The sequence below is a fragment of the Phenylobacterium sp. genome (genome assembly GCF_030680185.1).
Taxonomy (GTDB): Bacteria; Pseudomonadota; Alphaproteobacteria; order Caulobacterales; family Caulobacteraceae; genus Phenylobacterium.
In genome coordinates, this window is record NZ_JAUXVZ010000047.1 from 1 (window position 1) to 23,957 (window position 23,957).

General features: G+C 67.1%; 20 protein-coding genes and 1 pseudogene. 14 read left to right on the forward strand and 7 right to left on the reverse strand.

Annotation, left to right across the window (positions count from 1 at the left end; translation table 11 throughout):
• The 4 genes and pseudogenes from Q8L83_RS10790 to ahpF all read left to right on the forward strand — a co-directional run.
• Nucleotides 1-631 (forward strand): annotated as a pseudogene (locus Q8L83_RS10790) (NAD(P)/FAD-dependent oxidoreductase); the annotation flags it as partial.
• A gap of 89 nt (nt 632-720) precedes the next feature.
• Nucleotides 721-2,340 carry a P-loop ATPase, Sll1717 family gene (locus Q8L83_RS10795; protein ID WP_305286784.1) on the forward strand — a complete coding sequence of 540 codons (1,620 nt, stop codon included), beginning with the start codon at nt 721-723 and terminating at the stop codon, nt 2,338-2,340.
• 120 nt (nt 2,341-2,460) lie between these two features.
• On the forward strand, nt 2,461-3,024 hold the full coding sequence (gene ahpC / locus Q8L83_RS10800; protein WP_305286786.1) for an alkyl hydroperoxide reductase subunit C: 564 nt from the start codon (nt 2,461-2,463) through the stop codon (nt 3,022-3,024).
• A 258-nt stretch (nt 3,025-3,282) separates the two neighbouring features.
• Nucleotides 3,283-4,869, forward strand: a complete 1,587-nt coding sequence (gene ahpF, locus Q8L83_RS10805; RefSeq protein ID WP_305286788.1) for an alkyl hydroperoxide reductase subunit F — start codon at nt 3,283-3,285, stop codon at nt 4,867-4,869.
• 563 nt (nt 4,870-5,432) lie between these two features.
• On the opposite strand, the gene Q8L83_RS10810 is transcribed toward ahpF, so the two are convergent.
• Both Q8L83_RS10810 and Q8L83_RS10815 read right to left on the reverse strand, forming a co-directional pair.
• Nucleotides 5,433-5,894 carry a VOC family protein gene (locus tag Q8L83_RS10810; RefSeq protein WP_305286790.1) on the reverse strand — a complete coding sequence of 154 codons (462 nt, stop codon included), beginning with the start codon at nt 5,892-5,894 and terminating at the stop codon, nt 5,433-5,435.
• A 63-nt stretch (nt 5,895-5,957) separates the two neighbouring features.
• Nucleotides 5,958-6,464 (reverse strand): MarR family winged helix-turn-helix transcriptional regulator, encoded by a 507-nt coding sequence (locus Q8L83_RS10815; protein ID WP_305286792.1) that lies wholly within the window; start codon nt 6,462-6,464, stop codon nt 5,958-5,960.
• Between the two features lie 171 nt (nt 6,465-6,635).
• On the opposite strand from Q8L83_RS10815, the gene Q8L83_RS10820 reads away from it, so the two are divergent.
• The gene (locus tag Q8L83_RS10820) at nt 6,636-8,141 is read left to right on the forward strand and encodes a PAS domain-containing methyl-accepting chemotaxis protein (protein WP_305286794.1); all 1,506 of its coding nucleotides are present in this window, start codon (nt 6,636-6,638) and stop codon (nt 8,139-8,141) included.
• Between the two features lie 2 nt (nt 8,142-8,143).
• A complete protein-coding gene (locus Q8L83_RS10825; protein ID WP_305286796.1) occupies nt 8,144-8,605 on the forward strand; it encodes a chemotaxis protein CheW in 462 nt (153 codons plus the stop codon).
• Nucleotides 8,606-8,622: 17 nt separating this feature from the next.
• On the opposite strand, the gene Q8L83_RS10830 is transcribed toward Q8L83_RS10825, so the two are convergent.
• Complete coding sequence (locus Q8L83_RS10830; RefSeq protein ID WP_305286798.1) at nt 8,623-9,999, reverse strand: L-serine ammonia-lyase; 1,377 nt, start codon at nt 9,997-9,999, stop codon at nt 8,623-8,625.
• A 183-nt stretch (nt 10,000-10,182) separates the two neighbouring features.
• Here Q8L83_RS10830 and Q8L83_RS10835 point away from each other — a divergent pair, with 183 nt between their 5' ends.
• Nucleotides 10,183-11,232 carry a serine hydrolase gene (locus tag Q8L83_RS10835; RefSeq protein WP_305286799.1) on the forward strand — a complete coding sequence of 350 codons (1,050 nt, stop codon included), beginning with the start codon at nt 10,183-10,185 and terminating at the stop codon, nt 11,230-11,232.
• A 3-nt stretch (nt 11,233-11,235) separates the two neighbouring features.
• Here Q8L83_RS10835 and Q8L83_RS10840 read toward each other — a convergent pair whose 3' ends face one another.
• Complete coding sequence (locus Q8L83_RS10840) at nt 11,236-12,516, reverse strand: MFS transporter (RefSeq protein WP_305286801.1); 1,281 nt, start codon at nt 12,514-12,516, stop codon at nt 11,236-11,238.
• A 153-nt stretch (nt 12,517-12,669) separates the two neighbouring features.
• Here Q8L83_RS10840 and Q8L83_RS10845 point away from each other — a divergent pair, with 153 nt between their 5' ends.
• Nucleotides 12,670-13,908: an aspartate aminotransferase family protein gene (locus Q8L83_RS10845; RefSeq protein WP_305286803.1), complete on the forward strand. Its 1,239-nt coding sequence runs from the start codon at nt 12,670-12,672 to the stop codon at nt 13,906-13,908.
• Nucleotides 13,898-14,755: a PIG-L deacetylase family protein gene (locus Q8L83_RS10850; RefSeq protein WP_305286805.1), complete on the forward strand. Its 858-nt coding sequence runs from the start codon at nt 13,898-13,900 to the stop codon at nt 14,753-14,755. The genes Q8L83_RS10845 and Q8L83_RS10850 overlap by 11 nt, the downstream gene beginning before the upstream one ends.
• A gap of 26 nt (nt 14,756-14,781) precedes the next feature.
• On the opposite strand, the gene Q8L83_RS10855 is transcribed toward Q8L83_RS10850, so the two are convergent.
• On the reverse strand, nt 14,782-15,642 hold the full coding sequence (locus Q8L83_RS10855; RefSeq protein ID WP_305286806.1) for a hypothetical protein: 861 nt from the start codon (nt 15,640-15,642) through the stop codon (nt 14,782-14,784).
• A 268-nt stretch (nt 15,643-15,910) separates the two neighbouring features.
• On the opposite strand from Q8L83_RS10855, the gene Q8L83_RS10860 reads away from it, so the two are divergent.
• Nucleotides 15,911-17,125, forward strand: coding sequence for an acyl-CoA dehydrogenase family protein (locus tag Q8L83_RS10860; RefSeq protein WP_305286808.1), 1,215 nt, complete (start codon nt 15,911-15,913; stop codon nt 17,123-17,125).
• Nucleotides 17,126-17,408: 283 nt separating this feature from the next.
• The gene (locus Q8L83_RS10865) at nt 17,409-17,684 is read left to right on the forward strand and encodes a hypothetical protein (RefSeq protein WP_305286811.1); all 276 of its coding nucleotides are present in this window, start codon (nt 17,409-17,411) and stop codon (nt 17,682-17,684) included.
• 7 nt (nt 17,685-17,691) lie between these two features.
• Here the strand turns inward: Q8L83_RS10865 and Q8L83_RS10870 are convergent, their stop codons facing one another.
• On the reverse strand, nt 17,692-19,782 hold the full coding sequence (locus Q8L83_RS10870) for a winged helix-turn-helix domain-containing protein (protein ID WP_305286813.1): 2,091 nt from the start codon (nt 19,780-19,782) through the stop codon (nt 17,692-17,694).
• A 120-nt stretch (nt 19,783-19,902) separates the two neighbouring features.
• Between Q8L83_RS10870 and Q8L83_RS10875 the strand changes: the two genes are divergently transcribed.
• Nucleotides 19,903-20,643, forward strand: coding sequence for a hypothetical protein (locus tag Q8L83_RS10875; RefSeq protein ID WP_305286815.1), 741 nt, complete (start codon nt 19,903-19,905; stop codon nt 20,641-20,643).
• A 27-nt stretch (nt 20,644-20,670) separates the two neighbouring features.
• On the opposite strand, the gene Q8L83_RS10880 is transcribed toward Q8L83_RS10875, so the two are convergent.
• Entirely contained in the window at nt 20,671-21,336 is a 666-nt protein-coding gene (locus Q8L83_RS10880; protein WP_305286816.1) for a protein tyrosine phosphatase, read from the reverse strand.
• Between the two features lie 108 nt (nt 21,337-21,444).
• Here Q8L83_RS10880 and Q8L83_RS10885 point away from each other — a divergent pair, with 108 nt between their 5' ends.
• Together Q8L83_RS10885 and Q8L83_RS10890 are read left to right on the forward strand one after the other, a co-directional pair.
• Complete coding sequence (locus Q8L83_RS10885) at nt 21,445-23,226, forward strand: ABC transporter ATP-binding protein (RefSeq protein WP_305286817.1); 1,782 nt, start codon at nt 21,445-21,447, stop codon at nt 23,224-23,226.
• Nucleotides 23,223-23,954 carry a lysophospholipid acyltransferase family protein gene (locus Q8L83_RS10890; protein WP_305286818.1) on the forward strand — a complete coding sequence of 244 codons (732 nt, stop codon included), beginning with the start codon at nt 23,223-23,225 and terminating at the stop codon, nt 23,952-23,954. Before Q8L83_RS10885 ends, Q8L83_RS10890 begins: the two co-directional genes overlap by 4 nt.
• Nucleotides 23,955-23,957: the final 3 nt, after the last annotated feature.

A 23,957-nucleotide genomic window follows, 5' to 3' on the forward strand; every position in this document is an offset into this window, starting at 1 on the left:
CGCCATGCCCCACTGGATGCCGCGCAAGCTCGGCCTTCGCCTGGCCGCCAAACGCATCCGCAAGCTGGTGGGAAACATGGAGGACTATGGCCTGCCCAAGCCCGACCATGAGCCGCTGACCGCCCACCCCTCGGTCTCCGGCGAGTTCCTCACCCGGGCCGGCTGCGGCGACATCAAGTTCAAGCCGAACATCGCCGAGCTGATGGGCGACCAGGTGCGCTTCGAGGACGGCAGCGTGGAGACCGTGGACGCCATCATCTACGCCACCGGCTACAAGATCAGCTTCCCCTTCTTCGACGACCCGGACCTAAAACCCGACGCCGAGAACCGCTTCCCCCTGTTCAAGCGGATGATGAAGCCCGGCGTGCCGAACCTCTTCTTCATGGGCCTGGCCCAGCCCCTGCCGACCCTGGTCAACTTCGCCGAGCAGCAGACCAAGCTGGCCGCAGCCTGCCTCACCGGCCGCTACGTCCCGCCGCCGCGCGCAGAGATGGAAGCCATCATCGCCAAGGACGAAGCCCTGCACCTCGGCCACTTCTACAAAAGCCAGCGCCACACCATCCAGGTCGACTTCGGGCTCTATGTGCACGACCTGATGAAGGAGATTGGGCGGGGGGAGAGGCGAGGGTAACCCTTGACAAGCACTTCGCAGCACCTCTGCCATAGACGACATCGTGAGATCGATTGAGCCTGCCCACACATACGGGCAGCGGAGGGAAAATGTTCAAAAAGATTGCGGATCTCGATATCGGCTCAATCGACGCTATCAACTATAGCGGCCGAAAAGAAAAGGAACTTCTGAAGCGCATATTTTATAAAGACGCGTTCTTAGACCGAATTCTAGAGACTAAAAAGTATTTTATCGTCGGCGAGAAGGGAACCGGAAAAACTGCATACGCCACTTACCTTAGCAACGGCGTCTACAATTCTACAAATTCGACGACAAAAAATATCAATAGCACGGACTATACTAAATTCTATCACTTAAAGCAAATAGGTCACCTTCCGGTGTCTGATTTTATAGATACATGGAAAGTAATACTTTTACTTTTACTTTGTGACCATATAAAAGAGAATGGACGTTCGAGATTTGGGGCGCCCGAGAAGTTCAAATCCGCCCAGCAAGCAATTGAAAAGTACTACGACTCGGCTTTCGATCCGGAGGTCGTCAGCGCCATCGAATTCGTGAAAGATGCAGAGATTAGCGCCGAGCTACTTGTAAAGTATGCAAAATTAGCCGCATCAGAAAGGTCGAGCGTCTCGGCCTCTGGCACTAAGTTCCAGACCAATCTACTCATAATTGAAAAATCTCTAAAAGAGGCTATCTCTTCGTTAGACTTGAGAGATGATCATATTCTTTTCATTGACGGAATCGACGTTAGGCCAAGCGCGCTAAGTTTTACAGACTACATGGAATGCGTTAGAGGCCTTGCATTCGCAGTATGGCAACTTAATACCGAGTTTCTAGCTAACATTAGGGACTCAAAAGGGCGAATTAAGGTAGTTCTTCTGCTACGGCCCGACATATTTGATGCGGTTGAGTTCCAGAATGCCAACGCTAAAATGAGAGATAACTCTGTAAATTTATCCTGGATTACTACCTACGGTGATTACAGGACGTCTCGCATATTTCAACTAGTGGACGGCATTCTTGCTAAGCAAACCGGACACGATCCAATGATTGCCGGAGAGGCATGGGATCACTATTTCAATTATGACGTTCCAAATATGCGCATCGCAGAACGTCTAGACAATCCGTTCGTTTCATTTCTGCGATATTCTTTTTATAGACCCAGAGATGTAATATCCTACCTTGGAATTATGCAAGAATATGTTCGTCAGCACAATTCCGGTATGATGAATTTTACAGACCGCGTATTTTTGAACTGCCAAAAGGAGTATTCGGACTACTTACTTGGTGAAGTTCGTGATTATCTATCATTCTACTATTCGTCCGCAGATTTCAATGAACTCGTCGGATTTTTTAAATTTATGAAAGGAAAGAGCAAGTTTTCATGGGACGAATTTATTGAGAATTACACGCGCTTTCATGCAGCTAATTCCCGAGAGAAGCTAACGCTTCAGCAGCTTAAGGATGGCCCAGAAGAGTTCATTCAGTTTCTTTATTCTATGAATGTGGTTGGGTACGACGAGGAGGCTGAACATGGGCCAGGGCGGTTTGTACACTGGTGTTTCCGCGATAGAACCCCCGTCAACTTGTCACCGAAGATTCCAACCGGACTGAACGCAGGTCGTCCGTACGGAGTTCACCCAGGTTTGGTGCGAGCCCTCCAGGTTGGCGGCGAAAACGAAGCCAAGGCTACACATCGGCGGCGCTAGGCCTGCCATCGACCCCCTCTATCGACCCCCCAGATAAAATCGATTTCTGCGATGCAGCATGGGGTGGTAGGAAGGCGGTGTTTCCTCCCCCTATCCACAAAACGCCCAGGAGCGCGCCGCATGGCTTCCGTCAACACGACCATCCTTCCCTTCACCGCCCAGGCCTATAAGGGCGGCAAGTTCGTCGAGGTCAGCGACGCCGACCTGAAGGGCAAGTGGTCGGTGGTCTTCTTCTACCCGGCCGACTTCACCTTCGTCTGCCCGACCGAGCTTGAGGACCTGGCCGACAACTACGCCCAGTTCCAGAAGCTGGGCGTGGAGATCTATTCGGTCTCGACCGACACCCACTTCTCGCACAAGGCTTGGCACGACTCCTCGCCGGCCATCGGCAAGATCGAATACACCATGATCGGCGACCCCTCGGGCCTGGTCACCAACAACTTCGGCATGATGCGCGCGGGCCAAGGCCTGGCCGACCGCGGCACCTTCCTGGTCGATCCGGAAGGCGTGATCCAGTTCATGGAAGTCACCGCCGAGGGCATCGGCCGTAACGCCATGGAGCTGCTGCGCAAGATTCGCGCGGCCCAGTACGTGGCCGCCCATCCGGGCGAAGTCTGCCCGGCCAAGTGGGAAGAGGGCGAAAAGACGCTCTCGCCGTCCCTGGACCTCGTCGGCAAGATCTAAGGCCGACCCTTTCCAGATCCCCTGATCCTGCCGGGTCAGGCTGACGGAATAAGGGGCGTTTCCGGTCCCGTCTGGCGCACGCGCCGGGCAGGCCTGCGGGAACGCCCCGCCCGCCCTATCGATCGTGGAACCGAAAAGGCGCGCCGGACCTAGACTTGGTCCAGGCCCTGCCGGGCCGTGGTCGCCGCCCTGATCGTTTTCCTCCCCCTGCGCGCCGCGGGTCTTAGGCCCTTTGCGCGCGAACACCGGAACCGAGCCATGTTGGACGACACTCTGAAGAGCCAGCTGCAGGGCTATCTGCAGAACGTCACCCAGCCGGTCGAGCTGGTGGCCACCCTTGGCGAGGACGCCAAGAGCGCGGAGATGAAGGACCTGCTGAACGACATCGCCTCGGTGTCGGGCGGCAAGGTGACCGTGCGCCTGGATGGCGACGATGAGCGTAAGCCTTCCTTCGAGATCCGCCGCACCGGGACCGATGTGGCCGTCACCTTCGCGGGCCTGCCCATGGGCCACGAATTCACCTCGCTGGTTTTGGCCCTGCTGCATGTGGGCGGCCATCCGCCCAAGGTGGACGCCGAGACCGTCGAGCAGGTGAAGGCGCTGGACGGCGACTTCGTGTTCGAAACCTATTTCTCGCTGTCGTGCCAGAACTGCCCCGACGTGGTGCAGGCGCTGAACACCATGAGCGTGCTGAACCCGCGCATCCGCCACGTGGCCATCGACGGCGCGCTGTTCCAGGAAGAAGTGGCCGCCCGCCAGGTCATGGCCGTGCCCACCGTCATGCTGAACGGCGCGGAGTTCGCGCAAGGCCGCATGACCCTGGAACAGGTGCTGGCCAAGCTGGACACCGGCGCGGTCGCCCGCGAAGCCGAGAAGATCAAGACCAAGGAACCCTTCGAGGTCCTGGTGATCGGCGGCGGTCCGGCCGGCGCGGCGGCCGCCATCTATGCCGCCCGCAAGGGCATCCGCACCGGCGTCGCGGCCGAGCGGTTCGGCGGCCAGGTGCTCGACACCATGGCCATCGAGAACCTGACCGGCACCCCGCACACCGAGGGCCCCAAGCTGGCGTCCGACCTGGAGCGCCATGTGCGCGACTACGAGGTCGACATCATGAACCTGCAGAAGGCCGCCAAGCTGATCCCGGCGACCGAGACCGGCGGCCTGGTCGAGGTGGTGCTGGAGAACGGGGCGTCGCTGAAGTCGCGCACCGTCATCCTGGCGCCCGGCGCCCGCTGGCGGCAGATGAACGTCCCCGGCGAAGACAAGTATCGGAACAAGGGCGTGGCCTACTGCCCCCACTGCGACGGCCCGCTCTATAAGGGCAAGCGCGTGGCGGTGATCGGCGGCGGCAATTCCGGCGTCGAGGCGGCCATCGACCTGGCCGGCATCGTCGCCCACGTCACCCTGATCGAATATGACGGCAAGCTGCGGGCCGACGAGGTGCTGCAGCGCAAGCTGAAGAGCCTGAAGAATGTCGACGTCATCACCTCGGCCCTGACCACCGAGGTGATCGGCGACGGGTCCAAGGTGACGGCTCTGACCTATAACGACCGCGGGACCGGCGAGAGCCACACGGTCGAGCTGGACGGCATCTTCGTGCAGATCGGCCTGGTGCCCAACACCGAATGGCTGGCCGAGGGCGGCGTGGCCCTGTCCCAGCGCGGCGAGATCGAGGTCGACGCCAAGGGCCAGACCTCGGTGGCCGGCGTGTTCGCCGCCGGCGACGCCACGACGACGCCCTACAAGCAGATCGTCATCGCCATGGGCGAAGGCTCCAAGGCCGCCCTCTCGGCCTTCGACTACCTGATCCGCCTGGCCCCGGTGGAGGCCCGCGAAGCGGCTTAAGGGGAGGCGGCGCCCCCACCCCCAACGCCGTCATGCTCGGCCCTGTGCCGAGCATCCCTGTCGAGGGCGGACGCAAGCGTCGAGAGGGATCCTGGGCACAAGGCCCAGGATGACGGCGGAGAGGGAGGCCCACCCACGCCCCTCATCCTGAGGTGCGAGCGTAAGCGAGCCTCGAAGGACGCAAGGCATCCCCGTCTCCGTCACCCTCGGGCTCGACCCGAGGGTCCATGCACACCGCGGCCAAGGCCTGCGTTCATGGATGGTCGGGTCAAGCCCGACCATGACGGTAGAGGGGGTGAGCGCAGTTCCCCCTCCACCCCCACGTCGTCATGCTCGGCCTTGTGCCGAGCATCCCTGTCGAGGGCGGGCGCGAGCGTCGAGAGGGATCCTGGGCACAGGGCCCAGGATGACGGTGGAGAGGACTGCGCGCCGTCCTCGTCCTTCGAGGCCCTGCTAGCGCAGGGCGCCTCAGGATGAGGACGGACTTCAGACGCCCACATCCACGCCCCTCATCCTGAGGTGCGAGCGAAGCGAGCCTCGAAGGACGCACGGCCCAGCAGCCCCTACCCCACCGCAGCCTTGATCGCGTCGATGTCCAGCTTGACTTGGCTCAGCATCACGGCGCTCGCCCTCTCCGCCGTCTTTGGATCGGCCAGCAGGGCGTGGAGCTCCACCGGCACGACCTGCCAGGAGACGCCGAAGCGGTCCTTCAGCCAACCGCACTGAACCGGCTGTCCGCCGTCGGTCAGCCTCTCCCAGTAATAGTCCACCTCGCCCTGGTCAGCGCAGGGGATGACGAAGGACACCGCCTCGGAATGCGGGAACTGCGGCCCGCCGTTCAGGCCGGAGAATTTCTGGCCATCCAGTTCGGCCTCGACCAGCATAGCCTTTCCAGGCTCACCCATCCCGCCCTCGGGATAGCGGGTCACGTTCAGGATCTTCGAATTGGGGAAGATCCCGACATAGTGGCTCATGGCCTCTTCGGCCTCGGTGTCGAACCACAGGCAGGGATTGATCTTAGGCATGGCGTCCTCCGTCGTTGGGCTGACCCAAGGACGCCCCAGAGGTCGGCCGACCGACAGAGGCCGTTAATTCTCTTCCGGCGCCTGGGCCTGGAGGGCGGCGTTCATCACCTGAAGCTTCTCGCGCAGGTCGGCGATGTCGGCCTCGGCCATGGGCAGGCGGCGAACCACCTCGCAGCGGACATCGGCCACCTGCTCGCGCAGGTCCCAGCCGGCCTGGGTCAAGGTCACCCAGACCAGCCGCTCATCGGCGGTGTCGCGGGCGCGGGCCACCAGGTCCGCCCCCTCCATCCGCTTGATCAGCGGGGTGAGCGTGCCGGTGTCCATGGACAGGGTCTTGCGCAGATCGCGCATGGTCAGCGGGCGCTCGGCCTCCCACAGGGCGATCAGCACCAGATATTGCGGATAGGTCAGGCCGAGCGGATCCAGCAGGCCGCGATAGATGCGCGTCACCTGGCTGGCGGCCACCTGCAACGCCAGGCAGAGCTGGCGATCCACATAGAGGTCCCGCAGGCGGTGGGGCAGCTCGGCCGCCTCAGGCCTGGCAAAGGTATTTGTGGTGAAAACTGACATGGATCAAAGCCGACCGCAGCAACATGCGCCTACAGACAGCCTAGGGTAGAATGGCAAACCAAACCTTTACGCAATCATTTTTGATTCAATCAGGTTTGATACAATCACTTGTTAGGGATTGCGGGGCCATAGGGAAGAACAACGTTCCTCCAATACCCGCAGGACCTCCCCATGTTCCGCTTCGACTCCAAACGGCAGAAGGCCCAGGATCTCGAACTCTCCGAGCTGCGCGCCAAGTCGGCCGCCATGCTTCGGTCGCAGGCCGTCATCGAATTTGAGCTCGACGGCACGATCATCACCGCCAATGAGAACTTCCTCGGCGCGATGGGCTACACCGCCGACGAGGTGGTGGGCCGCAAGCACAGCATCTTCGTGCCCCCGGATTTCGCCAAGAGCCCCGAATACGCCGCCTTCTGGGACGGCCTTCGCCGGGGTGAATTCATGGCCGAGAAGTATCTGCGCCTCGGCAAGGGCGGCAAGGAGATCTGGATCCAGGCCAGCTACAACCCGATGTTCGACCCCGACGGCAAGGTCTACAAGGTGGTGAAGTTCGCCACCGACGTCACCGCCATCGAGGACGAGCGCGCCCGCAACGAGGCCGAGCGCCGCCAGCGCCAGGCCGACCAGCAGATGGCCATGAGCGCCATCGGCGCTGGCCTCTCGGCCCTGGCCGAAGGCGACCTGCGCGCCCGCATCGACGGCGACTTCCCCGCCGAATACGCCGCCCTGCAGCAGGACTTCAACGCCGCGGCCGACCGCCTGGGCGAAGCAATGGCCGCCCTGGTGGCCGTCGCCGACCAGATCGGCATGAGCACCGGCGAGATCAGCCAGGCCTCCGACGACCTGTCGCGCCGCACCGAACAGCAGGCCGCAAGCCTGGAAGAAACCGCCGCGGCGCTGGACGAGATCACCGCCACGGTGAGGAAGTCCGCCGAAAGCGCTCGCCTGGCCCGCGACTCCGTGGCCGTGACCCGCGGCGACGCCGAGGCCTCGGGCAAGGTGGTCCGCGAGGCGGTCGCCGCCATGGGCCAGATCGAACAGTCCTCGGCCCAGATCGGCCAGATCATCGGCGTCATCGACGAGATCGCCTTCCAGACCAACCTTCTGGCCCTGAACGCTGGGGTCGAGGCCGCCCGGGCCGGCGACGCCGGCCGTGGCTTCGCCGTGGTGGCCTCCGAAGTCCGGGCCCTGGCCCAGCGCTCGGCCGACGCCGCCAAGGAGATCAAGACCCTGATCAGCGCCTCGGCCGGCCATGTGGCTGGCGGCGTGCGCCTGGTGGCCGAGACCGGCCAGGCGCTGGAGACCATCGTCACCCAGGTCAGCCAGATCAACGGCCTGATGATCGAGATCTCCGCCTCCTCCGAGGAGCAGTCGATCGGCCTGGCCCAGGTCAACTCGGCCGTTAACCAGATGGATCAGATTACGCAGCAGAATGCGGCCATGGTCGAGGAATCTACCGCCGCCAGCCATGCGCTCGCCCAGGAGACCGCCGAGCTGAACCGCCTGATGGGCCGGTTCCAGTTCGCCACGGACATCCGCCCGCGCGCGCAATCCAAGGCTCCGGTCCGGGCGCCTCGCCCTGTCGCCCCCGCCCGTGCGCCGCGTCCCATGACGCACGGATCGGCGGCCTTGAAATTGGCGCCCGTGGCCCAAGAGGCCGGCTGGGAGGAATTCTGACCATGAACGACCAGGACACCATGTCGGCCAGCGGCGAGCTGATCACCGTCATCATCGGCGCCCAGCGCTTCGCCATCGACATCCAGCTGGTCCGCGAGATCCGCGGCTGGACCACCTCGACCCCGCTGCCCAATGCGCCGGACTATGTGCTGGGCGTGATCAACCTGCGCGGCGCGGTGCTGCCGGTGCTGAACCTGGCCGCCCGCCTGGGCCTGCCGGCCAGCGCGGCGGGGCCGTCGTCGGTCGTCATCGTCGTCGATCTGGTGGGCCGCACGGTCGGCCTGCTGGTGGACGCGGTCAGCGACATCATCAATGTCGGCGAGGGCGAGATCCAGCCCGCGCCGGTGATCGGGGCCGCCGCCTCAAAGGGCCTGGCCCGCGGCATGATCACCACCGACGAAGGCATCATTACCCTGATCGACATGAGCGGCATCCTGCCGACCGTCGCACAGGAAGCCGCCTGACCTCTAAATTCTAGGGCTCAGCACTCCACCACATTGACGGCCAGGCCGCCGAGCGAGGTCTCCTTGTAGATCTCGTTCATGTCCTCGCCTGTCCGCTTCATGGTGGCGATGACCTTGTCCAGGCTGACCGTGTGCTGACCATCCCCCAGCAGGGCCAGGCGCGAGGCGTCGATGGCCTTCACCGCCCCCATGGCGTTGCGCTCGATGCAGGGCACCTGCACCAGGCCGCCGATGGGGTCGCAGGTCAGCCCCAGATTGTGCTCCATGGCGATCTCCGCGGCGTTCTCGATCTGGGCGTTATTGCCGCCCAGCGCCGCCGTCAGGCCTGCCGCGGCCATCGAGCAGGCCACGCCCACCTCCCCCTGACAGCCGACCTCGGCGCCCGAGATCGAAGCGTTGCGCTTGTAGAGCGCGCCGATCGCCGCGGCCGTCAGCAGGAAGGTCCGGCGCCCCTCGGCCCCGCCCCGGTGGAAACGGTCATAGAAGCGCAGCACCGCCGGCAACAGGCCCGCGGCCCCGTTGGTCGGCGCCGTCACCACCTTGCCGCCTGAGGCGTTCTCCTCGTTCACTGACAGCGCCCAGAGATTGACCCAGTCCAGGGCCGCCAGGGGATCGCTGATATTGCGCTCCATCCGTCGGGTCAGCTCGTTGAAGTGCTGCTGGGCGCGGCGGCGCACCTTCAGGCCGCCGGGCAGGCAGCCATCCTGGCGCAGGCCCCGCTCGATGCAGGCCTCCATGGCCTCGAAGATGGCGTCGAGCCCGGCATTGACCTCCTCGGGCGTGCGGCGGGCGATCTCGTTGCGCCACATCAGTTCGGCGATGGTCACGCCCTGCTGCTCGGCCATGGCCAGCAACTCATCGGCGCTGGTGAAGTCATAGGGAACCGTCGGGCCGTCCGTCGTCGGCGCCTGTCCGAACTCGGCCTCGTCCACCACAAAGCCGCCGCCGATGGAGAAATAGACCTGCTCGGCCAGCACCTGGCCCTCGGCGTCCAGGGCGCGGAAGCGCAGCCCATTGGGATGTTGCGGCAGGCGGGTGCGGCCCTCCCACAGGATGTCGCGGGCGGCGTCGAATTCGACCTCCGGCCCCTCGCCGCCTAAGGTCAGGCGGCCCTCGGCCGCGATCTGCGCCAGAACGGCCTCGGCTTCGTCCGGGTCGATGGTGGCGGGCTCGAAGCCGGCCAGCCCCAGGATCACCGCCCTGTCGGTGGCGTGCCCGCGGCCGGTCATGGCCAGGGAGGCGTAGAGGGTCGTCTCCACCCGCGCCACCGAGCCCAGCCCCGACGCCTGAGCCAGGCCGCGCAGGAACCGCGCCCCGGCCGTCATCGGCCCCATGGTGTGGGAACTGGAAGGCCCGACCCCCAGCTTGAAAAGGTCGAAAACGCCGGCGGGCATGAAGGGCTCTTGGAATTGAGGCGAGGGAAGGCGCGACCATAGCGACCGCCTGCGCCCTGGCCAGCCTTGCGTTGCGCCACAGGCTGAGGGCCCGCCCTATGGGCGCTTCTGAACGCAATGCGACCACCAAGCTGACCTCGGGTGAGCTTTGACAAGGCCGGACGGCCCGCTCAACCTCATGCCATGACCGAGATCGCGCCCCTGCCCGCCCTGCCCTCGCAGCCCGCCGCCACGCCGTGGCCGACCCAGCAGTGGCCGGAGGGAGACCTGCCCAGCCAGGTGGATCGATCCGCCCTGGAGGCGCTCGTGGCCACCGCCTTCGCCGCGCCGGACACTGAGCTGCTCGGGGAGACCCACGCCCTGCTGATCGTCCAGGGCGGGCGGATCGTCCTGGAGCGCTATGGCGAGGGCTTCGGTCCGGACGCCACCTACCCCTCCTGGTCCAAGGCCAAGAGCATCACCCACGCCCTGGTGGGCCTGTTGGTCGCCGAGGGGAAGATCGACATCCACGCCCCGGCCGACGTCCCGGAATGGCGTGAGAGCCCCGGCGATCCTCGGGCTGAGATTACGCTCGATCAGCTCCTGCGCATGTCCAGCGGGCTTTCCTTCGTGGAGGACTATGTGCCGGGCCACGTCTCCGATGTGATCGAGATGCTGTTCGGCTCAGGCAAGGCCGATGTGGCCCACTACGCCGCCAGCCGGCCGCTCGCCCATCCGCCGGGGACCTTCTGGTCCTATGCCAGCGGCACGACCAACATCGTCGCCCGCTGCGCCGCCCGCGCGCTCGGCGTCGATGGGGCGGGCTTCGAGGCCTTCATGCGCCAGCGCCTCTTCGGCCCCCTCGGCATGGCGAGCCCGGTCCCCAAGTTCGACCCCGCCGGGACCTTCATCGGCTCGTCCTTCTGCTTTGCGACGGCCAGGGACTTCGCGCGCTTTGGCCTGCTCTATCTGCGCGGCGGACGGTGGGAGGATCGCCAGCTGCTGCCGGCCGACTGGGTCGACTATGCCCGCACGCCGACGCCGCAGCCGGCCGTGCGCGAAGGCGACTACGGCGCCCACTGGTGGCTGAAAATCGCCGGCCCCGGCTCCTTCAGCGCCAATGGCTATGAGGGCCAGTACACCGTCCTGGTCCCCGATCTCGACCTGATCCTCGTCCGCCACGGCAAGACGCCGCTGGAGAAGAAGGACCATGTCAAGACCTGGATCGCCCAGGTGGTCGACGCCTTCCGCTAGGGGTCAGTCCTCCACGGTCCGGCGAAGCGGCGCGAGCGCCACCAGGCTGACCAGGGCTGCGGCGCCCAGATAGAAGCCCACGGGGACCAGGCCACCGCGGTCGGCGAGCAGCTGGGCCACCAGGGGGGCGAGGCCGCCGCCCAGGATGCCGCCCACATTGAAGGCCACCGAGGCGCCGGTGTAGCGGACCCGCGCTGGGAACAGGCCCGGCAGGAAGGCGCCGAGCGGTCCATAGACAAAGCCCATGCAGAACAGGCTGAGCGACAGGAAGCCGAACACCAGCAGCAGCGAGCCCGACCCCAGCATCGGGGCCAGCAGCAGACCTGCGACGATCACCATGCCGCAGCCCCACATGAGCACGCCCCGGGGCGTGGTGGCGTCGGACCAGTAACCGGCGATGATGATGCCGAGCGCCATGAACAGAATGGCCCCCAGCTGGATGGCCAGGAACGACTCCCGGGAATAGCCCAGCGCCGTCACCCCATAGCCCAGCGCAAACGAGGTGGAGAGGTAGTAGGTGGCGAAGCAGGCCACGACCGCAAACGTGCCGCCCAGGGTCTCCAGCGGATGGCGGGCAAGCAGCTCGAACAGGGGCGTCTTGGGCGGCGGCGCTTCCTCCAGGGCCTTGGCGAAGGCCGGGGTCTCGGTCAGCTTCAGCCGCACCCAGAGGCCCACGCCCACCAGCACGGCGCTGAGCAGGAACGGGATCCGCCAGCCCCAGGCGATGAACTGCTCAGGGGTCAGCAACAGGCCCAGGATCAGGAACAGGCCATTGGCGGCGATGAAGCCGACCGGCGCGCCAAGCTGCGGGAACATGCCGAACCGCGCCTTCCAGCCCGGCGGCGCATTCTCCACCGCCAGCAGGGCCGCCCCGCCCCACTCGCCGCCGAGCCCCAGGCCTTGACCAAAGCGCAGCAGGCAGAGGAGAGCCGGGGCGATCCAGCCGGCGGTGGCATAGGTGGGCAGGAAGGCGATGGCGAAGGTGGAGACCCCCATCAGCATCAGCGACGCCACCAGGGTCGATTTGCGGCCGATCCGGTCGCCATAGTGGCCAAACAGCGCCGCACCTACGGGCCTGGCGAAGAAGGCGATGGCGAAGGTGGCGTAGGACGACAGCAGCTGCGCCGACGGCGAGGCCGCCGGGAAGAACAGCGGCCCGAACACCAGGGCCGCGGCCGTGGCGTAGATGTAGAAATCATAGAATTCCACCGCCGTGCCCACCAGGCTTGCGCCCAGCACGCGGCGGGTGGACGGCGCCTTCAGCACCTCGATCCCTTGCGACATCTGTTGTCCCCTCCCCGTCGAGGTCGAACGGCTTGGCCCCGGTGAAGATCGCCGTCAAGTCTTCGGCTTTTCCAGCCCGCCCCGGTTGTGTCACCTTGGCCGACCACAAGGAACAGAGCCGCAAAGCGGCCGACGGCGTCCGGGGAGGGCGAAATGGCCAGATTGGAACTGCCAGCTCAGGGGACGCCCTGGCCCCAGGTGGCCGCCCGCATGGACGAACTCGGCGCGCACGACGTCAAATGGCGCGACGGCAAGGCGGCGGTCTATGTGTTCAACGCCGGGCCTGAGATCGAACAGGTGCAGAAGGAGGCCTATGCCAGGTTCGCCTCGGAAAACGGTCTGGGGCCGGCGGCCTTTCCGAGCCTGAAGCAGATGGAGGCCGAGGTCGTCGGCTTTGGTCTTGGTCTGCTGCACGGCGACGAAGCCTGCGTCGGCAACATGACCAGCGGCGGCACCGACTCCATCCTGATGGCGGTGAAGGCCGCCCGCGACCACGCCCGCAAGGTGCGCGGCCTGACCGGCCAGCTGAACCTCGTCCTGCCCCGCTCGGCGCACCCCGCCTTCGACAAGGCCTGTGCGGTGATGGAGATCGAGGTGCGGCGCACGCCGCTGGCCGACCTGCTGGCCGATCCGGTGGCCATGGAGGCCGTGATCGATGGCCAGACCATCATGATCGTCGGCTCGGCGCCCTGCTTCCCCTATGGCCTGATCGATCCCATCGAGGCCCTGGCCGAGCTCGCCCTGCGGCGCGGCGTGTGGCTGCATGTGGACGCCTGCGTCGGCGGCTATATCGCCCCCTTCGTGCGAATGAACGGCGCGGCCATCCCGCCCTTCGATTTCGAGGTTCCGGGCGTCTCGTCCATCTCGGCGGACCTGCACAAGTACGGCTACTGCGCCAAGGGGGCGTCCACCGTCTTCTTCCGCAGCGAGGCCCTGCGCGCCCACATGATCTTCGAGGTCGGCGAATGGCCCGCGGGCAAGATGGTCACCCCGACCCTGGCCGGCACCCGGCCCGGCGGCGCCATCGCCGCGGCCTGGGCGGTGATGAATGTGCTGGGGATCGAGGGCTACCGGGCCAAGCACGGCGAGGTCACCGACGCCCGCCAAGCGATCGCCAAGGGCGTCCAGGCGCAGGGCTGGCGGCTGCTGGGCGATCCGATGCTCGGCATCCTCGCCTTCACCCGCGACGACGTGAACCCCTTCGCGGTGCTGAAGAAGCTCTATGAGCGCGGCTGGGTGACCAGCGCGGTGACCGAGCCGGCCGGGCTGCACCTGATGCTCTCGCCGGTTCACAAGTCCGTCGCCGACCACTATCTCGCCGACCTGGACTGGGCCATGACCGCCGCCCGCGGGGACGGCGGCAAACCGGCGGAGGCGCGCTATGGCGGCTGAACGGAAAATCCCCTGGGGCGCCATCGCCGCGGTCGGCCTGCCCACCGCCCTGCTCGGCGGCTTCCTGCTCGCCCGCGGCCAGCTGAACGACGAGTCGGTGCCCAGGGCTCATATCCTGCCTGGCGTCGGCGCCGAGGTCACGGTCCTGGCCATCTGGGCCCATCCGGACGACGAGATCACCTGCGCCGGGACGCTGGCCCGCATGGCCAAGGCCGGCGCGCGCGTCATCCTGCTCTATCTCACCCATGGGGAGGCGGCCCAGCACACCGGCTATGGGCCCGAGGAACTGGCGCGGGTGAGACTGGCCGAGGCCAAGGCCGCCGGCCGCCTGCTGGGCGCCGAGGCCGTGGAGGTGCTGGACTTTCCCGACGGCGGCCTCATCCGGCTGGATCCGGCCAAGCCCAAGGCCGCCATCGCCGAGGCCATCGGTCGCTATCGCCCCCAGGTGCTGATCAGCTTCGACGAGAAGGTCGGCTTCTACGGCCATCCCGATCACGTCCGCACCGGCGTCTGGGTGCGCGAGGTCTTCGAGGCTGCGCCCAAGGACGGACCCTGGCCGCGGCTGCTCTATCAGGTGACCCTGCCCGGCGCCCTGGTGCGTCTGGCGCGCCGGCTGGTGGCCGCCTTCCGCGAGCATTATCCCCGCGATCCAGCCAAGGGGCTGCCGTCGCCGGAACTGGCGGTGAGCATCGCCAGCGTGGCCCAGACCAAGCGCGACCTGCTGGACGTCCACGCTTCCCAGGCCAAGATCATCGCCGACGTGCAGCCCTATTACGACCGCGTGCCGGCCTGGCTCTATTACCGCCTGTTCGACCGGGAATATTTCGCGTCCATCCGCCGGCGCTGAGGCCTGCCCCCAGCGCCTTCCGGGTGTCAGGCAGCGTCGGTCCAGAGCGGCGAAGAGTCCTTCATGAAGCGCAGGCAGAAGGTCACGCGAGCGTGGTCGCGCCCGGAACGGGGGTCGGCGATCAGCACATCGTACCAGACGTTCTCGGTCCTGGGGCTTTCGGTCAGGGCGTGGATCCGCGTGCGGCCCACATAGTCGGCGCCGGCCCGCAGGGGACCCTGCAGAAACTGGATCTCCAGGGCGCCGAACAACCCCACCGCCGACCCGGCCGAGGCCACGACGGCCGATCGCGCCCCATGGGCCAGGTGGACAACCATCGACGGCGGCAGGACAGCCCGCTCGTCCTGATAGCAATCCAGGGTTTCGGTGATGGTCTCCAGCCGCCGCTTCAGGGCCTCTGGGGACACGCTGAGCGCGATGTCATGGGCCTCGTCCCCCACATGCAGGTCGCCCAGAATGCGAAGGGCGCTGCGGGATGCCGACTCTCGGGTCAGCAGCCGCCGCGACAGCTCGGAGCCGGCGTCGGCATGGTCGGCGGCCGTGCCCTGGCAGATCATGGCGCGGGCCTCGTCGTACATCTCCAACCGGGCGCGCTCGACGCCCGGCGTCGCCTGGGCGATGACCGCCTCGCCGTCCACGGTCGGCTGCTTGAACAGCAGCGAAAGATTGCCGCCCTCGAACCAGGACTCCCCATAGAGGTCCATCAGCAGGGGGACGAACTGGTCCATATGGATCGAGCCGGCCACCGTGCCGCCCCGGAATCCGAGCTTCTTGGCGGTGGCGTCCTCGTGGATGGAGCCCTGAACTTCGCCGGCCATGTTGCGGGGCGTGCGACGCGGACCGACCAGAGTCGCCCCGTCGCCTGCCGCCTGTTGTGCGACGCGCATCATCGTTTCCTTCCCTGGCCCGGTCATTGGCGCCGAGCTCATTTGTTTTCTGCAGGGCGCGCGCGATCGCGGGTGCGCGGACCCTGGCCAAGCGGCGCGGCGCGCTGGCCGCGACGGCATGACGGCGTTATCCTGACACGACCCCGCCAGAGGGTCACGGCGCCAATTGTCGCCGACCAGACACGGAGGACGTCACGCCCGCCGGCGCCCGGCCGGCCGCAGCCTTGCCAATCAGAACAGAGCCGCCCCAGGCGGCCGGGAGCGCCCCATGACCGAACACCCCGCCGAACACGACGCCTTTCGCCAGTCCGCCCGCGCCTGGCTTGCGGAGAACTTCCCCCCGTCCCTGGCGCACCGACCACCCCCTGGCCCCGGGGTGGAGGAGGGCGTCGAGACCGACGACGCCAGACTGTGGAAGTCTCGTATGGGCGAAAAGGGATGGGGCGTGCCCACCTGGCCGGCCCGCTATGGCGGCGGCGAGCTATCGGCCGAGCAGGCCCGCATCCTGGCCGAGGAGATGAAGGCCATCGGCGCGCACAACCCCATCGGCGGCATGGGGGTGATGATGTTTGGCCCCACCCTTCTGGAGTACGGCGACGAGGACCAGAAGGCCCGCCACCTTCCGCCCATCGCGCGGGGCGAACTGCGCTGGTGCCAGGGCTTCTCCGAGCCTGGCGCAGGCTCCGACCTTGCCTCGCTCTCGACCCGGGCCGAGGACAAGGGCGACCACTGGCTGGTCAACGGCCAGAAGATCTGGACCTCCGGCGCCGACCTGGCCGACTGGTGCTTCTGTCTGGTCCGGACCGACACGACAAAGAAGCACGAAGGCATCTCCTTCCTGCTGATCGACATGCGCTCGCCCGGCGTCGAGGCCCGCCCCATCCTGCTGATCGCCGGCAATTCGCCCTTCTGCGAGACCTTCTTCACCGATGTGAAGGTGCCCAAGGAAAACCTGGTCGGCCCGCTGAACGGCGGCTGGACCATCGCCAAGCGCCTCTTGCAGCACGAGCGCAGCGGCCTGGCCGGGGCGGCTGGCGCCCAGCGCGCCCAGGTCAAGGTCCCCCTGCCGCAGATGGCCAAGGCCTATGTGGGCGAGGATCAGGCCGGCCGTATCGCCGACCTCGACCTGCGCCAGCGGATCATCAATTACGAGATGGACCTGAAGGCCTTCCAGCAGACCGCCGAGCGCGCCGCCCTGGAGGCCAGGTCCAACCGCGGCCCCAGCGCGGCGACCTCGATCATGAAGAACGCCGGCTCCTTCCTGCGCCGCGACGGCGCCGAACTGACCGTCGAGATCATGGGCTGGCGGGGCCTGGGCTGGAGCGGCGATCCCTTCAGCGCTGACGAGCTGGCGGCTGCGCGCACCCTGGGAAGCTCCAAGGCCGGAACCATCGCCGGCGGCTCTCAGGAGGTGCAGTACAATATCATCGCCAAGCGCCTCCTGGGCCTGCCGGACCCGATCTCGGCGGCGGCGGGGCGTTAGGTTGGGCGGGGCTTCGGTGCGTCCTTCGAGGCTCGCGCCGCTCGCACCTCAGGATGAGGCGCGTGGGGACGGGCGCTCGCTGGAGCCTCTCATTCCGTCCTCATCCTGAGGCGCCCGGTGAAAGCCGGGCCTCGAAGGACGAGGGCGGAGGCTCGGGCCCTCGGTCCAGCGCTCGTCATTCCCGGCCTTGCGCCGGGAATCCCTTTCGAAGCTCGGGACAAGCCCGAGCATGACGGTTGGGAGCGCTGGGTCTAATATCACCCTCGGCGAAACGGAGAGTGCGATGAGCGACGCGGTCGGCCCTGGCGATCTGGTTCTATGCGTCAATGCGGCCCCCAATCACGTCAACGGACGGCCTGTGCCCCTGCAGGCCGGCGAGACCTATCGCGTCTGGGCGGTGATGGACTTCCCCTGCCCCTGCGGTCGCTCCGACGCCCTGATCGATGTCGGCGTCGACTTCGCCTGGTGCCAGTCCAGATTCCGCCTGCTCCCCAAGCCCAAGGCCCAGGCCAAGCCCCAGAAGGTCTCGGCGCCGCGGGAGAAGGAAACGGTGCGGTAGGTGGGCCCTACTCCGGCTGCCGCGGCCGGTCTGCAAAGAAATTCTCCCACCCCCTGCCGCGGACGTGGGTCTTCATGGCCTCGGGCTGGTCGGCAGGGCGCTCCATCCCATCGGTGACGTCAGGGCCGCCCCGCTGCGCCTGGGCGCGCTTGTTCATCAGGTTGACCAGTTCCGGCGAGGATCTCCAGAGCGCCGCATAGACTGGGGTGCGGCTGACCGACGGGGGAAACTCCGTGGCGCCGTAGGGCAGCGCCCAGGGCAGGTAAAGCGAGCCTCGGTCCACGGCCTCGCGGAGCGCTTCGAGCGCCCGCTCCGATGCGCCGGCCTGGGCATATTCCAGGGCGAGCACGAACCAGGCGTCCCCTAGTGTACGCCCGAATTTCCGGGCGTCGGGCGGGGCGGCCTCATAGAGGGCGCGATCAGCCTCAAGCACGCTGAGGAAGGCCTGGGGGCGTCCCTCGAGAGCATCGGCGCCGGCCTCCATGCGGGCGATCTGCGCGGCGATCTGCGCCGGCGGGGCGCCCCGCCAAAGATCGCTGCGCGTGAATTCGGCAAGGGCTCTCAACGCGGGCGCGTTCCGCTCCGCCAGCCGCATCAGATAGACCTCCCGCAGCAGGAAGGCATTTGCGGGGTCGCGCCCTTGGAGATCGCGGTAGATGTCCGCAGCCGCCTGCCGATGGCCCGCGCAGTGCAGCAGCCGGGGGACGGCCAGCTGGCGCCAGGTGACGTCCGGGGCGAGGCCTGCCGCGATACGGGCATGCTTCAGGCCCTCGTCGCATCGCCCCAGCAGCCCGAGGTGATAGGCGTACCAGGTGTTGGCGTCAGGCGAGTTGGGATCGATGGCGATCGCCCGTTCCAGCAGCCGCTCCGCGTCATCCCAGCGCAGACTCTGTCGATAGCTCTCGCCCGCGGCGACGAGGACTTCGGGATCATCCGGATTGGCGGCGACCGCGCGCGCCAGATAGCCCGCCGCCCGCTGCAATCGGCCCTGAAACTCGGCTTCGGTCTCGCCGGGCCGCGGATACTGGGGGGCATGGTCGACCTGATAGCGCACCATCAGGGCCCCGGCCGAGGTCGGCTCCAGGGCGAGGGCGCGTGCGGCGTCGGCGTCGGCGGCCTGGGCCAGCCGCATCGACAGGGGCCATTCACGACGATGCCTGGCTTCGTTGGATTGGGCGTAGGACCTTCGGGCCTTCGCCACCAGCCGCTCGGCCTCGGGGTCGGCCGGCTCACGAGCCGCGGCCTGCCCAGCGAGCCCGTCGCCGAGACGGACCGCGAGATACCGGGCCGCGGCTGAAACGGCGCGCTCCTGAGCGGTGGGATCGTCGGTCGCGCGGCCGTCGAACCGCGCGCTCCAGATACGCACGCCGGAATGGCCGTCACTGAGAATCAGCTCGATGACCGGCTGGCCGTCGCCCTGGCTCACGACCCCCTCGAGACTCAGATCCGGCGAGGCGGATGAACCGGCGTTCGTCGTCACCAATCTCAAGCCCTGCATATGCGACAGGGTCTCGCGCATCTGCCGTTCGAAGGCGACGGCCACAGGGGCGTCGGCAGGGTTGGGCGCGGTGAGGCTCAGGGACAGGCTTGGTCCCTCAAGGGACCCTGCGGGCGCCGGCGCTGCGGACGGCGGCATGAGGCGCGCCGCCAGCAGCCCCCCGCCCGCCGAAAGGATGACCACCAGCGCCAGCACGCCCACGAGCCATCCCATCCTGCGCCGGACCGCGGCGGCGGCGATCTGCGGTCCGCCGTCGGCCCCATTCTGGAGCGCACCGGGCTCGGGCGCGACGGGGTCCAGCCGATAGCCGACCTTGCGGATCGTGCTCAGGTGAAAGGCCCCGGTGGCGCTCGAAAGGCGGCGCAGGCGTGACAGCACGCGATTGATCGCGTCCTCGCTCACGGCGCGCCCGTCCCAGGCCTGGTCGACGATGGCGTCACGCGAGAGAACGCGGCCGGGCTGCCGAGCCAGGGCCAGCAGCACCCGCATGACCTGGGGCTCGATGGTCTCCACCCCGCCCGGGTGGACAAGTTCGCACGTCGATGGGCGCAGGGTCATCAGGCCCAGCGTCAGATCGACCTCATCGGCGAGCGGCGTCATGGGAACCCTCGGTAGCACTCCTGCATGTCAGGAAGAAATCGGCTTCCCGTCAGGTTGCGGTCCTTTTGCGAAGGCTCGCAGACCACGACCCTCTGCGCCACCTATGAAGCGGAGGGCGTGATGACGACTTTGGAGATGGCGGCCGGGGAACCTGGCCCATGGCGCACGGCGCGGGGCAGCCGGCGGTTCTTTCTGATCATGGCGCTAGCGATCGCAGCGACCGTGGTGTTCGGGTTCACCTTGAATGCGTCGCGCTTCAATTTCGATGTCTCCACCCTGCCGCCGCTGGTGCACCTGCACGCTGGGCTGTTCGCGGCCTGGATCGTCTTCTTCGTGCTGCAAAGCGCCCTGGTGGTCTCCGGCTCGGTCGCACTTCATCGGCGCCTGGGCGGCCTGGGCGCGGGGCTCGCCGTGCTGATGGTGATCACCGGGATCGCCGTGACCATCGCCTGCGTGAAGCGTGGGGCGACGCCGCCATTCTTTCCGCCCAACGTCTTCCTGATGGTCGATATCCTCGGGGTGCTCTGCTTCTTCGGCCTCACCGCCGCGGCCGTGGCTCTGCGACGCTCGCCGGAATGGCACCGGCGGCTGATGCTGTGCGGCACCATCATGGTGATGTCCCCCGCCTGGGGTCGTATCCTGCCCATGCCCCTGCTCGGGCCGTGGGGTGGATGGGCCGTGTTTGGGGCGATGATGGCCTATCTGCTGGCCGGCGTGGTCTATGACCTGGTCACCCGTCGGCGCATTCATCCGGCTTACTTCTGGGGAGGCGGCGCCATGTTCCTGACCCAGATCCTGATCGGACCCGTCGCCTTCAGTCCCCCGATCATGGCCTGGACCGCCAGCCTGCTCCCGTCATGACATGCCGGGCTTCCGCTGGGGTCCGCCCTATTCCCGCTTCAGCAGGCGTTCGGTGAAGAAACTTCCCCACCACTTGGCTCGGAAGTCGGCCTTGATGGCGTCGGGGTCGTAGGCGGGGCTTTCGACCCATTCGATGAAGGACAGGCCCGCGGGCTCGCCCTCGGCCAGGTAGCGCTCGAAGGTGTAGTCGAGCACGCCGGTCTTGCCGGCCTTCACGTGCAGATAGCGCAGGTGGAGCTGGTCCAGGGCCTCGCGGATCGTCTTGCCCTTGCGAAAGTGCATGTAGAAGACGCTCATGATGCCAGCGCGGTCCGCGCCGGACTTGCAGTGCATCAGGGCGGGATATTCGATCGACTGGAACAGATCCCGCGCCCCCAGCACGCGCACGCGGCTCGGCACTTCGCGCGAGGTGATGGTGAAGTCCACCAGGGTCAGGCCCAACCGCTCGCAGGCCTCTTTCTCCAGCACGTGGAAGCTGCCGTCGAAGCCGCCGCGCAGGTTGATGATGGTCTTGATGCCACGGGCCTTCCAGCCGGCCAGCTGCTCAGGCGAGGGCTGATTGGTGCGCACCAACTCCTCGCTGATCCAGTGGGCGTTCTGGAAGCGCAGGCGCAGGAAGGCGTGGTCGTTCCACATATAGTCCCGCCGGGCGCGCTTGCGGCCTTCGGGGGTGCTGAGGTCGAATTGGGCCAAGGGGCGCTCCGCGATTTGCCGCATAACTAGGCGGTCAGGGCGCTGAACGGAAGTCTTGGCGCCTGCGGCTTACTTGACTTGCGCGCCGTGACGGACGACGCCAGGGCCATGAGTTCCACGGCCACCCCGGAGCCTGACAAGACGCCCGCCCGCGTCCTGATCGGCCGCATTGCGCAGGTCTATCTGAAGCCGCGCTGGAAGGGCTTCACCGTGGCGCTTGTGGCCGCCGTCATCGTCGCCTTCTCCAGCGCCAAGCTGGTCCAGATCCTGGAGCCGGCGATCAACGACCTGCTGGTGGTGCAGAAGCCCGGCGCCATCTGGGCCATTCCCCTGGCCATCGCCGGCTACGCCATCCTTAGGGGCGTCGCCCAGGTGACCCAGGCGTCCCTGGTCAACCGGATCGGCAATGGCGTGGTGGGCGACGTCCAGGTGCAGCTGTTCGGCAAGCTGGTGCGGGCCGATCTCGCCCGCCTGCGGGGCCAGCATTCAGGCGCCTATGTCTCCTCGGTCCTCTATGACGCCGGTCTGATCCGCGAGGCGGCGACCTCTGGCCTGGTCAACTACACCCAGCACTTCCTGACCGTGATCGGCGCGGTGCTGGTCATGCTGTCCAACGATCCGATCCTGACGCTCGCCATCCTGCTGGCCGCGCCCCTGGCGACGGGCATCATGCGGCGGTTCTCGAAGAAGACCACCAAGGCCGCCCGCGGCGCCATGGCCGAGACCTCGGCGCTCTCGACCGCCATCATGGAGAGCCTGGACGGGGTTCGGGTGGTCAAGATCGAGAACCGCGAGGCCTTCGAAGAGGCCCGCGTCGCCGAGGTGGTGGCCAGGCGCCAGGCCCATCTGGTCAAGGGCGCCAACGCCCGGGCCGCCGCCGCGCCGGCCACCGAAACCCTGATGACCCTGATCGTGGCCGGCGTCATGGCCTATGCCGGCTGGCGCGCCGCGACGGGCGCGATGAATGTCGGGGCCTTCGTGGCCTTCATCGGCGCGCTGGGCATGGCGTCCCAGTCCCTGAGGCAGCTGGCCAATCTGCAGACCGTGTTCGCCGAGGGCCTGGCCGGCGCCCGGCGGCTGTTCGCCGCCCTCGATGTGGAGCCGCTGATCCGCGAGCCGGCCGGGGCCAGGGCCTTGCCCCGCAGCCAGGGCGCCATCGCCTTCGAAAATGTCAGCTTCGCCTATGGCGAGGGCGCGCCCGCCCTGACGGGGGTGACGTTGAGCGCCAATCGCGGCGAGACCATCGCGCTCGTCGGCCCGTCGGGCGGCGGCAAGAGCACCATCCTGAACCTGATCCCGCGCTTCTACGACGTGACCGCCGGCCAGGTGACCATCGACGGCGCCGATGTCCGCGAGCTGACGCTGGCCTCCCTGCGCGAGCAGATCGCCCTGGTCACCCAGGAGCCCTTCCTGTTCGACGACACCATCCGCGCCAACATCGCCTATGCGAGGCCACAGGCCAGCGAGGCCGAGATCGAGGCCGCCGCCCAGGCTGCGGCGGCCCACGACTTCATCACCGAACTGCCATCGGGCTACGCCACCCTGGTGGGCGAGGCGGGCGCGCGGCTGTCCGGCGGCCAGCGCCAGCGGATCGCCATCGCCCGAGCCTTCCTGAAGGACGCCCCCATCCTGCTGCTGGACGAGGCCACCAGCGCGCTGGACACCGAGAGCGAGGCCCAGGTCCAGGCGGCGCTCACCCGCCTGATGGCCGGGCGCACCACCATGCTCATCGCCCACCGTCTGTCGACCGTCCGCGGCGCCGACCGCATCTATGTGATCGACAAGGGCCAGGTGGTGGAGACCGGCGACCATGCCAGCCTGGTCAAGGCCCAGGGCCTCTATGCACGGCTGGCCAAGAGCCAGGATCTGGAGACGGAGAGCGCGGCGTGAAGCAGCTGCTGCGGCGCCCGCGCGTCCAGGCCTTTCTGGGTTGGCTCCTGGCCACCTATCTGCGGCTGATCCTGCGGACGGTGCGCTGGCGGCATGTGGATGACGCCTGTCTCGAACCGTTTCTGACCGACAAGACGGGACTGCTGGCCCTGCTGTGGCATGGGCGCATCCCGCTGTCCCTGGCCACCGCCCCCAAATGGTGGCCGAGGGGCAAGACCCAGGTGCTGGTCTCGCCCTCCTCGGACGGGGAGTTCGTCGCCCAGGCCCTGGAGCGGGTGGGCTTTCCCTCGATCCGCATGTCGTCGGCCAAGAAGGGCGACTCGGCCAAGGCCCGCGCCGCCGTGGCCGGCTTTCGCCAGGCCCTGGGTTTCGTGAACGACGGCGGCGCCCTGATCATCAGCCCCGACGGCCCCCGCGGCCCCAACGAGGTCGTCGCCCCCGGTGCGGTGCAGATCGCCAAGCGCACCCAGGCGCCGGTCTTCCTGATGGGCCTGGCGGCCGCGCCGTCCCTGCGGCTCGACAGCTGGGACAAGGTGATGCTGGCGGCCCCCTTCGGGCGCGGGGTCGTCGTCTGGGATGGTCCCTTCTACGCCCCGGCCGACGCCCAGGAGGCGGAGATCGCCGAGCTTTGCGCCGACTGGTCCGCCCGCCTTTCGGCCGCCACCCGCCGAGCCGAGGCCCTGGTGGGCGCCGCGCCGTTGCCTGCGCCAAGCGCGGATGAGACATAGGGC